Genomic DNA, 12,633 nt, shown 5'->3' with positions numbered 1-12,633 from the left:
GGGCAGGGCACCCACTCAGCACGGTGACCGCCCCGGCTGAACTGCGTACGAGGTCCGCGCGGCGGATCGGGCCGACCCTCGTGAGCATCAGGTGAACGGCGGCGGCCGCGCCACAGGAGGAGTCACGTCAATGATGGGCAGCAAGCAGCTCAAGATCGGCCTGCGGGTCCGGGACCTGAAGCGGTCCGGCGACCTCTATCTGCGCCTCGGCTTCCGCGAGCTGCCGAACGAAGGCCCCTCGGCGCAGCCGGACCTGCGCTATCTGACCTTCGGCCACACCTGGCTGATCCTCACCGCCATGGACGGGCACGACTACTACGACGAGGAGCGGGGCGCCGCGGTGCGGTCGGGCCCCCGCGGCCTCGGCTTCGTGCTCGCCGTGCCGACACGGGACCTGGACGCCGCGTACGAGCTGTGGCGCACGGAGGGCCTTCCCGTCGTCTCCCAGCCCGAGGACACGGACTGGGCGCGGGTCTTCGTGGGGCTCGACCCGGACGGGTACGAGGTGACGTTCGAGCAGTTCCACGACGCCTACCGGGGCGGCCACCAGGACTGAGGGGCGCCCGGCGCACGCCCCCGGACAAGGCCGGGTGCGCGCCCCGTACGGGGCCGGGCCTGACGCCCCGTACAAGGCCCGGCAGACGCCCCGTACCGCGTCGGGTCGTTGTCCCGTACAAAGAGTCACGGACGCCCGAGGGAGGATGGAGCCCCGCCATGCCGCACCCCCTGCCCCTGACCGGCATCACCGTGCTCAGCCTTGAGCAAGCCGTGGCCGCGCCCTTCGCCACCCGCCAGCTCGCCGACCTCGGCGCGCGCGTGATCAAGGTGGAGCGGCCGGGCGGCGACTTCGCGCGCCGCTACGACACCACCGTGCACGGCCAGGCCAGCTATTTCGTCTGGCTGAACCGCTCCAAGGAGTCGATCACGCTGGACGTGAAGTCCGCGCCCGGGCGGGAGGTGCTGGGCGAACTCGTCGCCGGAGCGGACGTGTTCGTACAGAACCTCGCGCCGGGCGCGGCCGCCCGGCTCGGCCTGTCGGCCGAGGAGCTCCAGGCCCGCCACTCCGCCCTCGTCACCTGCGCGATCAGCGGCTACGGCACCTCGGGGCCGTGGGCCCACCGCAAGGCCTACGACCTGCTCGTGCAGTGCCAGACGGGGCTGCTCTCGCTCACCGGCACCCCGGAGGAGGCCGTGCGCGTCGGCATCTCGGTGGCCGACATCGCAGCCGGGATGTACGCGTACAGCGGCATCCTGTCGGCGCTGTACACGCGGGCGACGACCGGCCGCGCCCCGGCGGTCGAGGTGTCGCTCTTCGACGCGCTCGCCGAGTGGATGAGCCAGCCCGCGTACTACACCCGCTACGGCGGCACCCAGCCGCCGCGCGTCGGCGCCCGGCACGCGACGGTCGCGCCGTACGGCGTGTTCACCGCGCGCGACGGCCAGGACGTCCTGTTCTCGGTGCAGAACGAGCCGGAGTGGGTGGCGCTGTGCCGGGTGTTCCTCGGCCGCCCGGAGCTCGCCGGCGATCCGCGCTTCGCCACCGGCCCGGCCCGCGTCGCGCACCGCGAGGCGCTCGACGGGATCGTCGCGGCGCGGTTCGCCGCGCTCGACGGCGAGGAGGCGGTGGCCCTGCTCGACGCCGCCAACATCGCCCACGCGGGCGTCAACTCGGTCGCCGACTTCCTGGAGCACCCCGTGCTGACCGAGCGCGGGCGCTGGCGGGAGGTCGGCCTTCCGGACGGCGCGCCGCCGATGCGGGCCCTCGTGCCGCCCGCCGGGCTCTCGGGGGTGAGCCCCCGCATGGGACCGGTGCCCGCGGCGGGCGAGCACACGGAGAACATCCTGGCCGAGCTCGGACGCGGCCCCGACGACGTCGCCCGGCTGCGGGCGCGGGGCGTGGTCGGCACGCCCCGCCCCGAGGCGGCGGGCGCATGAGCGCGCTCGACGGTCTGCCGCCCGCCGAGCGCCCTGATCGTCGCGACGATGCGGCTCGGCAGCGCCCTGAAGCGCGACCAGCCGAGTGGTCCCGCAGACGACCGACGGCCTGTCACTGCCATGCGAGCGAAGCGCTCGGCGCGCGGCTGGATGAGCCTCGCGGGCGCGATGGGCGGCCACACGGGGGCGGCACCAGTCCGTCGGCAACTACCCGGCGGACATGGCGACTTCCCTGACGGCGGCGCGCCGAAAGGGAAGCGGGCATGGCCGAGCCGGGCGCGTCGGAGACGGCCATGCGGATCGCGCTCGACGCCGTGCGCGTGCACGGCGGGCACGGCTACCCGACGGAGTTCGCCGTCGAACGCCACTTCCGCGACGCGCCGTTGATGATCGTGGGCGAGGGCACCAACGAGGTCCAGCGGAACGTGATCGTGTGTCAGCTCGTCGCGCGGGGCGGCCTGGAGTGACGCTCAGGCCACGCCGAGGCCTTCGATGAGCACGGCGTTCGGCAGGTCCGCGAGGGCCTTGCCGGGCACGATCAGCTTGCCGCGGCGGCTGCCGCTGCCGATCAGGACGTGCGGCAGGGCGACCACGGCCGTGTCCACGAGCAGCGCCCAGGCCGCGGGCAGGCCGATCGGCGTGATGCCGCCGTACTCCATGCCGGTCTCGCCCACGGCGGTGTCCATCGGCGCGAACGACGCCTTGCGGGCGCCCAGTTGGCGGCGCACGGCACCGTTCACGTCGACGCGGGTGCCGGAGAGGACCACGCAGGCGGCGAGCGTGCTCTCGCCGCCACGCTTCCCGGCGACGACGACGCAGTTCGCGGACTCCTGGAGCAGTTCGGGGCCGTAGTGCTCCACGAACGCGGCGGTGTCCGCCCACTGCGGCTCGGTGTCGACGTGGATCAGCTCGTCGGCGGGCACGGGCCCGCTCCAGGCGCGCACGGCGTCGGCCACGGGGGCGACGAGCAGGTCGAGGGCTTGTGGGGCGGGGCGGACGACGTCGAAGTTTCCGAGAGGAGCGCGCATGTCCGCACCGTAACAGGGCGGTTCCGCGCCCGTCCGGGCCCGGTGCCCCGACCCGGCGAGGACCTCAGTACGACCCGGCGTGTGCGGGCGGCACCGCCACCGACATGGTCATCTCCACCGGCTCCGCGCCCTTGTTGTGGTAGCCGTGCGGGACGTTGGCTTCGAAGGTCGCCGAAGAGCCGGCGGGCACGAGGTGCTCCGCGCCGTCCACGACGAGCGTCAGCTCACCGGCCCGTACGTGCAGCAGCTCGATGGTGCCGGGCGGGTGCGCGTCGGAGTCGCTGCCGTCGCCGGGCATCAGGTGCCACGACCAGAGTTCGAAGGGGCCGCGCGCCTCGGCGCCGACGAGCAGCGTGGTGCTGGAGCCCTCGTCAGTGGACCACATCCGCACCATCTGCTCGGGCGGCACGACGCGCACGTGCGGGCCCTGCTCGTAGTCGAGCAGCGTGGTGATGCTGATGCCGAGGGCGTCGGCGAGCTTCACGGTGATGCCGACGCTGGGGTTGGTGCGGGCCTGCTCGATCTGGATGATCATGCCGCGGCTGACCCCGGAGCGGGCCGCGAGGGCATCGAGCGTGAAGCCCCTCTCGCCGCGCCAGCGCTTCAGGTTCCGCGCGAGCGACTGCGTGAGCTGGTCGAGATCCGACACATTCCGTCCAATATTTTGGATGACAGGGTTCACTGTACTGAACTACGGTGTGGTGCACCCGAAGGCTCCCGATGGTTCACCACACTGTACTGCGAGGTTCCCGTGTCAGGACTGACAGCTCCGTTCGCCCTGGCCACCAGTCTGATGTGGGGTCTCGCCGACTTCGGCGGCGGGCTGCTGACCCGGCGCATCCCCGCCCTGACGGTGGTCGTGGCGTCCCAGTGCATCGCGGTGGCCGTCCTCGGCGTCGTGGTGGTCGCGACCGGCGGGTGGACCGAGTGGGGGCCGCAGCTGTGGTTCGCCGTCGGCGCGGGCCTGGTGGGACCGGTCGCGATGCTCGCCTTCTACAAGGCGCTCGCGCTCGGCCCGATGGGCGTCGTCTCGCCGCTCGGCTCCCTCGGCGTCGTGGTGCCGGTGGGCGTCGGCCTGTTCCTCGGCGAGCGGCCGGGCCTCGCGCAGTTCGCGGGCATCGCCGTGGCCGTCGTCGGCATCGTCCTCGCGGGCGGACCCGAGCTGCGCGGCGCCCCCGTGCAGCGCCAGGCGGTCCTGCTCACGCTGCTCGCGGCCTTCGGCTTCGGCGCCGTCATGGCCCTGATCGCGGAGGCGTCGACCACCGTCACGGGCCTGTTCCTCGCCCTGTTCGTCCAGCGCGTCACCAACGTCCTCGCGGGCGGGACCGCCCTGTACGTCTCCGTGAAGCGCGGCGGCGCGGCCCTCCCCGAGGGCGCCGGCATGCACGTCATCTGGGCCGCGCTCCCCGCGCTCGCCTTCGTGGGCCTGGCGGACGTCGCCGCCAACGGCACGTACGCGATGGCGGCCCGCAGCGGCCCCGTCACCGTCGCCGCCGTGCTCGCCTCCCTCTACCCCGTGGTCACCGCGCTCGCCGCGCGCGGCGTCCTCAAGGAGCGGCTGCGCGGAGTGCAGGCGGCGGGCGCGGGCCTCGCCCTGGTGGGGACGGTGCTGCTCGCCACGGGCTGAGGCGACGCCGGGGCGGCTAAGGGCGGCCCTCGGCGTCCGGCACGTCGGTCAGCTCGCCGAGGCCGTCGAGTCCCTCCAGCTCCCCGAGCGCGAGCAGCTGCTCCGGCGTGATGCCCTCGGGGATCGGCACCGGGGCGGGCGTCCGCAGCGGCGGCTGCCACCCCCGCTCCGCGCACCACGTCCGTACGACCCGCGCGGGCGCGCCCGCCACGACGGCGTGGTCGGGCACCTCGCCGCGCACCACGGCGCCCGCCGCGACCACCACGTTGCGGCCGATCCTGGCGCCCGGCAGGATCACCGCGCCCGTGCCGATCCAGCAGCCGGAGCCGATCGTCACCGGCTCCATGCGCGGCCACTGCTTGCCGATCGGCGTGTGCGGATCGTCGTAGCTGTGGTTCGTCGAGGTCACGTACACGTACGGCCCGAAGTAGCAGTCGTCGCCGATCGTCACCGACGTATCGGCGATCACATGGCTGCCGCGGCCGAGGACCACGCCGTCGCCGACGCGCAGGATCGGGTCGGGGCCGAGGTCGAGGTCGGGCATCAACCCGGCGGTCAGCGTGACCTGTTCGCCCACGATGCAGTGCGCGCCGAGCCGGATCCAGGGGGCGCCGAAGACCGTGCCCTGCGGGAAGGCGAGCTTCGTGCCCTCGCCGATCGCGCCGAACTCCAGGCGCCCCGGCCGCCGCGCGGTCACCGCGCCGGTGCGCTGCACCCAGGCCCAGCCCGCGTGGACGGCGCGCTGCGCGGCGCCGCGCCGCCACGCGGCGAGGGATGAGAACACGTTCTTGTTCCGGGGCACGCGCTCACGTTACTCAGCCCCGCGCGGGGCGAGCACTCCCACCGCCTGTGATCTTCGCCCCACACCGCCGGGCGGCGGCCGGGGTCCCGTACGGTTCGCTCAGGCGCGACGGACGCAACGATCCAAGGAGAGAGCGATGAGTCACCAGGCACTCGTCATGGGCATCGGCGGCAAGGACCCCCGGATCGACCCGGAGGCGTTCACCGCGCCCACGTCCGTGGTGATCGGTGACGTGACGCTGCACGCGGGCGCGAGCACCTGGTACGGGGCGGTCCTGCGCGCCGACTGCGGGCCCATCGAGATCGGCGCCGACAGCAACATCCAGGACAACTGCAGCCTGCACGTGGACCCCGGTTTCCCGGTCACCATCGGCGAGCGGGTCTCGGTCGGCCACAACGCCGTCGTGCACGGCTGCACCGTCGAGGACGACTGCCTCGTCGGCATGGGCGCGACGATCCTCAACGGCGCCGTGATCGGCGCCGGTTCGCTGGTCGCCGCGCAGGCCCTGGTGCCGCAGGGCATGGAGGTGCCGCCGGGTTCGCTCGTGGCGGGCGTCCCCGCCAAGGTGAAGCGGCAGCTCACCGAGGAGGAGCGCGCGGGCATCTCGCTCAACGGCGCGATGTACGTGGAGCTCGCGAAGGCCCACCGCGCCGCGCACGCCCAGGAGGACTGAGCACGTGCGGCCGCACGCACGGGCGGCCGGAAGCGGAGCCCGCCCCCGGCCGCCCGTGCGGAATGCCTACGTGGCCGCGGCCTCGCTCGCCGCGTACTCCTCGGCGGCCTTCTTGGCCCGCCGCTTGACCAGCAGCATCGAGCCGATGCCGATGAGCACCGCGATGCCGAGGCCGACGTAGGAGAAGCGCTTCAGCCAGTCCTCGGCGACCACGCCGATGTAGTAGATGACGGCGGTGGTGCCGCCCGCCCAGATGATGCCGCCGAGCACGTTGGCGGTGAAGAACTTCCAGTACGGCATGCGCAGGACGCCCGCGAGCGGACCCGCGAAGATGCGCAGGAGCGCGACGAAGCGGCCGAAGAAGACCGCCCACATGCCCCACTTCTGGAAGGAGCGCTCGGCGCTGCCGACGTTCGCCGCGCTGAAGTGCTTGGGGAACTTCCGCTCCAGCCAGCCAAGGAGCGGTCTGCCGCCCTTGCGGCCGATGGCGTAGCCGATGGAGTCGCCGATCACGGCCCCCGCGGTGGCGCAGATGCCGAGCACCACCGGGTTCACGTCGCCGTGCTGCGACGACAGGAGCGCGGCGGAGACGAGGACGATCTCGCCCGGCAGCGGAATGCCCAGTGACTCCAGGCCGATGACGAGGCCGACGAGCGCGTAGACGCTGACGGCGGGTACGTGCTCCAGCCACTCCTGGACGTGCAACCCCGGTTCCTTCCGTGTGCGGATGACTCCCCCGGCGTGCGCGATGATCGCGCACGCCGGGGAAGCCTACCCGCTCACGCATCGGCCCCCGCGCGCCGCCTCAGCGCCCCGTGGCCGCGCACTCGTCGCTGTCCCCGCCGCTGCGGCAGCCGGTCTGCCCCGTCCAGGCGGGCGCGGGCCGCCGCACCTCGTCCTCGTGCCGCTGGTACGAGAACCCGGCGAGGACGGCCACGGTGATCACCGCCACCATGAACCCCTGGCTCCACGCGGTCACCGGGGCCCGGACGCGGATCGCCACGGCGGTGGCGAGCAGCGCGAGACCGCCCACGCAGGCGGAGGCGACGAGATGGCCGTCGAGGCGGTCGTACTCGGCGCGGGCCACGGGGTCGAAGGTGAGTCCGCTCGCGATCCACACCGCCAGGATCCCCGCGAGGACGAGCACTTCGGCCACGAGGAGCCCGACGGCCGCGCCGACGTCGGGCCCGGTGTCGGCCCGGGTGCGGGCGGAGGCGTCGAAGGCGGGCGGCGCGATCGGCAGGTCCATGCCGCCGATCCTCGCGGCCCCCGGCCGGGGGCCGCCTGAGTACTCCTACTCAGAAGTACCCGGCCTGGCCCGGCAGTCGGGGAGCCCGGCAGTCGGGGAGCCCGGCCGGTCCAGGAGTCGCCGCTACTTCGGCTCGTTGGGCCGCAGGGTCCAGGTCACGGTCATCTCGCCGGTCACGGCACCGTCCTCGCGGGTGATGGCGATGGCCACCGGGAACTCGGGGCGCTGCCCGGCATCCAGCTCGGCGACGACGTCGGCGACCGGCCGCCCCAGCGTCGCGGTGGCCTTGACCACTCCCATCGCGAGCTTCTTGTACGCGATGTCGGCGCTCACCGCGAGCGGCACGGCCCGCGAGAGCTGGTCCCCGAACGCGGCGAGCACGATGGCCCCGCTCGCGGACTCCCCCAGGGTGAACATGGCGCCGGCGTGCGGCCCGCCCACGTGGTTGTGGTAGTCCGCCTGGTCCGGAAGGACGACCACGGCGCGCTCGGCCGTCGTCTCGAGGAACTCCAGGTTGAGGGTCCGGGCCATCGGCACGGTGGCGGCGAGCATCTCGCCGATCGACATCTGGTCTGCGCTCATGACCGGGATGTTACCCACGAGTAGCCGAGCTTGACCAGGCTTGCGCGAACAGCCGTTCCCTTCGGGCCTATCGTGGACGCCCATGTGGCCAGGACAAGATCGACCCGATGGACCCCAGCAGCCGAGCCCCGGCCGGGGCCAGGACCCGAACCCGTACCGACAGCCCGGCTACCAGCAGCCGAACCCGTACCAGGAGCAAGGCCCCGCCCCCTCGCCACAGGAGCCGTGGAACGCGCCGACGGCGTCCGCCGTCCCGCCGGGCGGGGGCGGCCCCAGGACCAAGGTGATCGCCATCGCCGCCGCGGCGGCGGTCGTCGTGGCCGCGGCCGTCACCGGCGCCGTGCTCCTCGGCGGCGACGAGGACGACTCGGCGGCGCCCGGTCCGACCCGGTCCACCGGCAAGGCGCCCCGCCCCGCCGAGCCCGAGGACTCCGACGACCGCGGGACGGACGGCGCGCCCGAGCCGACGGTGCCGGGCTGGAAGACCGTCGTGAACCCCAGGGACGGGCTCGCCTTCGACGTGCCGGCGCAGTGGGACCTGAAGTCGGCGGACTTCGCCACCTGGGTCTCGGAGGAGGACGACCCGTCGGACACGCCCCTCGTCGCCATGCTCGCCCCCGCCGTCCTCAAGGAGCGCTGGTGCGCGTCGGACGACGACAAGGACGGCAGCAAGGAGCACACACCGCTCGGCCTCGCGGGCACCAAGCGCAACAAGACCGCCCGCAGCACGGCGGAGATCGCCCGTACGAACGCGACGGCCTGGGTCTACGGCGGGTACGCGCAGCCCGACAAGAAGAAGGTGACCACCGGCCCCGCGGAGTCCTACACCACCGCGTCGGGCCTCAAGGGCAGCCTGGTGACGGCCACTTCCTCCGGCGTCGAGAAGAAGGGCGCGTGCGACACGGACGGCAAGGCCACCACGTTCGGCTTCAAGAACTCCGAGGGCGAGTTCCTCTCCTGGTCCTTCCACGGCGTGAAGGGCGTCAAGGAGGAGATCCCCGACCGAACGGTGCGCGCCGTCCTGCGCACGGTGCGCGAGTACCGGTCACAGGAGAAGGGCTGACGGACCGCTCCCGGGGTGGTTGTGAACACGTCAGCCAGGCACACGTAGGGTTACCGGCCATGTGGCAAGGACAGCAGCCGCCCGGGGGCGAGCAGAACCCGCAGCAGCAGAACCCGTACCAGCAGCCGGGTTACCAACAGCCCAACCCCTATCAGCAGCCGGGGTACCAGCAGCCTTCGCCGTACCAGCAGGCCGGGCAGCCCGGCCAGTGGAGCGCGCCGACGGCCCCCTCGGGCGTGCCGCAGGCGCCGGCGGGCGACGGCGGCAGCGGTGGCGGTGGCGGGAACAGGACCAAGGTCATCGCCATCGTCGCGGCGACGGCCGTCGTCGTGGCCGCGGGCGTGACCGGCTTCCTGCTCCTGGGCGACAAGGACGACGACAAGGGCGGGAAGTCCCCGCAGGCCGACGGCAAGCCGTCCAGGTCCGCCGCCGCGAAGCCCGGTTCCGGCGCGACCGACGGCGACGACAGCGAGCGCGGCACGGCGGGCGACCCGAAGCCGACCGTCCCCGGCTGGCAGGTCGTGGTGAACCCGCGGTGGGGCACCGCCTTCGACGTGCCGCCGGACTGGGACGTCAGGAAGCCGGGCGCGATCGTCGCGTTCGAGGACGTCAAGACCGGCAAGCCGCTGATGACCATGTCGGCGCCCGCGTACTTCAAGTCGAAGTGGTGCACCTCCGACGAGGACAAGGACGGCAGGACCGAGGACAAGGCGCTCGGCGCGGTCGGCACCAAGGGGGCGAACGGCGCCAAGAACACCGACGAGGTCGCGGTGAACCAGGTCGCCTGGTGGGTGTTCGGCGGCTACACCCAGCCGGACAAGAAGAGCCTGTCCTTCGACGAGAAGGCGAAGCCGTACACCACGAAGGCGGGCATCAAGGGCAGCATCGCCTGGTCCCGCTCGCAGAACACGCCCCAGAAGGGCAAGTGCGCGTCGGACGGCAAGGCCATCACGTTCGGCTTCAAGAACGCCGAGGGCGACTACGTGGCGTGGAGCCTCTACGGCGCGAAGGGCGTCAAGGAGGAGATCCCGACCGAGACGATCATGAAGATCCTCAGCACGGTACGTCTGCACGGCGACGCGACGGAGTCGTGAACCGCACCGATCCCTGACGTACCGGGGCACTAGCGGAGGCAACGGGCATTCATTGACGTACCACGCCGTACGTCGACGCCCGTCCACCGCTTCTTCACCACTTCGTCACGGCTTCGTACGAGGTCCTGCCCGGTGCCCGTCCGCCCGCCGACCGGGCGTGGCACCTGGGGCCCGAGCCCATCTATGGTTACTCGCCATGTGGCCAGAACAGCAGCCGCCCGGGGGCGAGCAGAACCCGCAAAGTCCGGGTTCGAACCCATATCAGCAGCCTGGGTACCAGCAGCCCAACCCGTACCAGCAGCCCGGCTACCAGCAGCCGAACCCGTATCAGCAGCCGACCGGGGGGCAGCCGGCGGCGGGCCCGCCCACCGCCGGGCAGCCCCAGTGGGGCGCCCCGACGTTCCCGATGGGGACGGCGCGGCCCGGCGGCCCGGACGCGGGCGGCGGCGGGGGCAACGGCGGCGGCAACCGGACGAAGGTCACGGCCCTCGTCGCCGCGGGCGCCGTCGTCGTGGCCGCGGGCGTGACCGGCTTCCTGGTCTTCGGCGGCGACGACGGCGAGTCCGACACGGCGGCCCCCAAGCCGTCCAAGTCGGCCACCAAGAAGCCGAGCCCCAAGCCGTCGGACGACGACAACCCGCGCGGCACAGGCAACGACCCCAAGCCGACCGTCCCCGGCTGGCAGGTCGTGGTGAACCCCAAGTGGGGCACCGCCTTCGACGTGCCGCCCGACTGGACGGTCAAGACCCCCGACACATTCGTCGGCTACGAGGACCACAACAAGGGCGACGGCTCCAAGCCGCTGATCATCATGTCCGCCCCGGCCTTCTACAAAGAGAAGTGGTGCTCGTCCGACGAGGACAAGGACGGGCGCGTGAACGACTCCTCGCTCGCCAGCGTCGGCACCAAGGGCCAGAACGGCGCCAAGAGCACCAAGGAAGTCGCCCGCAACGACTCCGCGTGGTGGGTCTTCGGCGGCTACACCAGCCAGAAGAAGGCCGACAAGAAGAACATCAAGATCGGCAAGGTGGAGTCCTACACCACCAAGTCGGGCGTCCAGGGCAGCGTCGTCACCACGACGTCGGTCGGCGACCCCGGCTCGGGCAAGTGCGACTCCAACGGCAAGGCCACGACCTTCTCCTTCAAGAACGACGCCGGCGACTACGTCGCATGGACGCTGCACGGCGCGAAGGGCGTGAAGGGCGAGGTGCCCGACTCTCTGGTGAAGCAGATCCTCGCCACGGTGCGCCTGCACGGCGCGCCCAACGAGTCCTGACGCCCCCGGCCCCGGGCCCGCTGTTCTCCACCCTCCGCCCACCTCCCCGCTTCGGGGCAGGTGGGCGGAGTCCGTTCACCGCCCGGCCGCGAGCCGCCGATCCACGAGCCGCTGATCCACGCGCCGCTGATCCACGAAGCGCCGATCCGCGAGGCATCGAGTCCGGGAGATTCATCCCGCTTTCCAAGTATTACGCCCGAATTGACGGGCAAATGACATGATCCACCAGGGCGGGCGCCCCATGAGAAATGTCCTGCGTGACGGGACAGCCCGGCACGGGATCCGGCCTGCCCGAGTCCGGGCGCCCGCGACGACGAGGACGCCCGGACCACCGCCCGGCGGCGACAAGGCGCCCCCTTCGCACGAGCACGGTTACCGGCAGCGAACATCGGCCTCTTTCCGGCCATCCAGGAATGCCCCGCGCCATCCGAGCTCGATCGAGCAGGCCCGTTAGAATTCCGTCTGGGCCCTCTCCCTTTCGGTGTCACGCGGAGTCGAAATTGCAGAACCCTCTTATGCTCGTCGGTTTGGGCTCACCTGCTCCCGAAGAACGACACAAGGGGGAATCAGCGCATCCGAATGGCGCGATCATGCCAACGCACTCGATTGACCGGCGCGAACCGCCGTGAGAAATCCGAGTGTTCACGGAAAACAGCTGCCGGACCCGGCATCCGAGCGCGGTGACATGCGGGCAACTTCCGCGCCACCAGCGGCCATACGGCGACTGCCGGTTTTGGGCCAGGCCCCATCGACGCAATAGAGCGACCTCGCCGAATGGGGCAGCACCCCCCTGTTAGCCTTCCGCGTACTTGTACGGGCCAGGTGCGAGATCGACGCCGCACTGGAGAACCGCGTCATCTTTCGTTAGAGCTGCCCGAGAACCAGGCTGCCCCAGTTGACGAAACCAAGGACGGAGACACCCTGATATGACGGCTCCCGCCAGCACGCCGGAAAGTCTGATCCGCCGCTACTACGAGTGCGTCGACCGCCAAGACCCGGCAATGTTCGACCTGTTCCACCCGGCGATACGCTACAAGCGGCCCGGCTACCCCGTGATCGAGGGGATGTCCGAGCTCCGCGAGTTCTACACCAGCCGTCGCGTCATCGCGAAGGGCCAGCACTCCATCGAAGTGCTGTTCCACTCGGACCGCCAGGTGGCGGTCGAGGGGCGCTTCACCGGCACCCTCCGCGGCGGCTCGCAGGCCGACCTGTCCTTCAGCGACTTCTTCGACCTGACCGAAGAGGCGGGCACCGTCCTCATCGCCTCGCGCCGCACCTACTTCGACGACACCCGGGTGTGACGG

General features: G+C 72.1%; 14 protein-coding genes and 1 pseudogene. 9 read left to right on the top strand and 6 right to left on the bottom strand.

Features of this window, described 5'->3' with window-relative positions:
- Positions 1-130: 130 nt before the first annotated feature.
- The 3 genes and pseudogenes from IG74_RS0119575 to IG74_RS0119565 form a co-directional block, all read left to right on the top strand.
- Entirely contained in the window at positions 131-556 is a 426-nt protein-coding gene (locus tag IG74_RS0119575; protein WP_199818859.1) for a VOC family protein, read from the top strand.
- Positions 557-714: 158 nt separating this feature from the next.
- The gene (locus tag IG74_RS0119570; protein WP_030678521.1) at positions 715-1,935 is read left to right on the top strand and encodes a CaiB/BaiF CoA transferase family protein; all 1,221 of its coding nucleotides are present in this window, start codon (positions 715-717) and stop codon (positions 1,933-1,935) included.
- Positions 1,936-2,122: 187 nt separating this feature from the next.
- Positions 2,123-2,402 (top strand): annotated as a pseudogene (locus tag IG74_RS0119565) (acyl-CoA dehydrogenase family protein); the annotation flags it as partial.
- Positions 2,403-2,405: 3 nt separating this feature from the next.
- Here the strand turns inward: IG74_RS0119565 and IG74_RS0119560 are convergent.
- Positions 2,406-2,963, bottom strand: a complete 558-nt coding sequence (locus IG74_RS0119560; RefSeq protein WP_030678515.1) for a YbaK/EbsC family protein — start codon at positions 2,961-2,963, stop codon at positions 2,406-2,408.
- A 64-nt stretch (positions 2,964-3,027) separates the two neighbouring features.
- Positions 3,028-3,612 carry a helix-turn-helix domain-containing protein gene (locus tag IG74_RS0119555; RefSeq protein ID WP_030678512.1) on the bottom strand — a complete coding sequence of 195 codons (585 nt, stop codon included), beginning with the start codon at positions 3,610-3,612 and terminating at the stop codon, positions 3,028-3,030.
- A gap of 111 nt (positions 3,613-3,723) precedes the next feature.
- On the opposite strand from IG74_RS0119555, the gene IG74_RS0119550 reads away from it, so the two are divergent.
- A complete protein-coding gene (locus IG74_RS0119550) occupies positions 3,724-4,590 on the top strand; it encodes a DMT family transporter (protein WP_030678509.1) in 867 nt (288 codons plus the stop codon).
- Between the two features lie 16 nt (positions 4,591-4,606).
- On the opposite strand, the gene IG74_RS0119545 is transcribed toward IG74_RS0119550, so the two are convergent.
- Entirely contained in the window at positions 4,607-5,392 is a 786-nt protein-coding gene (locus IG74_RS0119545) for an acyltransferase (protein WP_030678506.1), read from the bottom strand.
- Between the two features lie 136 nt (positions 5,393-5,528).
- Here IG74_RS0119545 and IG74_RS0119540 point away from each other — a divergent pair, with 136 nt between their 5' ends.
- A complete protein-coding gene (locus IG74_RS0119540) occupies positions 5,529-6,065 on the top strand; it encodes a gamma carbonic anhydrase family protein (RefSeq protein WP_030678503.1) in 537 nt (178 codons plus the stop codon).
- A gap of 66 nt (positions 6,066-6,131) precedes the next feature.
- On the opposite strand, the gene IG74_RS0119535 is transcribed toward IG74_RS0119540, so the two are convergent.
- From IG74_RS0119535 to IG74_RS0119525, 3 genes are all read right to left on the bottom strand, one after another.
- A complete protein-coding gene (locus tag IG74_RS0119535; protein ID WP_030678500.1) occupies positions 6,132-6,770 on the bottom strand; it encodes a DedA family protein in 639 nt (212 codons plus the stop codon).
- Positions 6,771-6,870: 100 nt separating this feature from the next.
- Positions 6,871-7,314 (bottom strand): DUF6234 family protein, encoded by a 444-nt coding sequence (locus IG74_RS0119530; RefSeq protein ID WP_037825741.1) that lies wholly within the window; start codon positions 7,312-7,314, stop codon positions 6,871-6,873.
- Between the two features lie 123 nt (positions 7,315-7,437).
- Positions 7,438-7,896 (bottom strand): DUF4442 domain-containing protein, encoded by a 459-nt coding sequence (locus tag IG74_RS0119525; protein ID WP_078868893.1) that lies wholly within the window; start codon positions 7,894-7,896, stop codon positions 7,438-7,440.
- 82 nt (positions 7,897-7,978) lie between these two features.
- Between IG74_RS0119525 and IG74_RS0119520 the strand changes: the two genes are divergently transcribed.
- The 4 genes from IG74_RS0119520 (at position 7,979) to IG74_RS0119505 (ending at position 12,630) form a co-directional block, all read left to right on the top strand.
- The gene (locus IG74_RS0119520) at positions 7,979-8,959 is read left to right on the top strand and encodes a hypothetical protein (RefSeq protein ID WP_030678486.1); all 981 of its coding nucleotides are present in this window, start codon (positions 7,979-7,981) and stop codon (positions 8,957-8,959) included.
- A 59-nt stretch (positions 8,960-9,018) separates the two neighbouring features.
- The gene (locus tag IG74_RS0119515; protein ID WP_030678484.1) at positions 9,019-10,053 is read left to right on the top strand and encodes a hypothetical protein; all 1,035 of its coding nucleotides are present in this window, start codon (positions 9,019-9,021) and stop codon (positions 10,051-10,053) included.
- A gap of 196 nt (positions 10,054-10,249) precedes the next feature.
- Entirely contained in the window at positions 10,250-11,329 is a 1,080-nt protein-coding gene (locus tag IG74_RS0119510; protein WP_030678482.1) for a hypothetical protein, read from the top strand.
- A gap of 926 nt (positions 11,330-12,255) precedes the next feature.
- Complete coding sequence (locus IG74_RS0119505) at positions 12,256-12,630, top strand: nuclear transport factor 2 family protein (RefSeq protein ID WP_030678480.1); 375 nt, start codon at positions 12,256-12,258, stop codon at positions 12,628-12,630.
- Positions 12,631-12,633 lie beyond the last annotated feature (3 nt).

The organism is Streptomyces sp. NRRL B-1347, from assembly GCF_000720325.1.
Taxonomy (GTDB): Bacteria; Actinomycetota; Actinomycetes; order Streptomycetales; family Streptomycetaceae; genus Streptomyces.
This window is presented reverse-complemented; position numbering and strand designations above follow the sequence as displayed.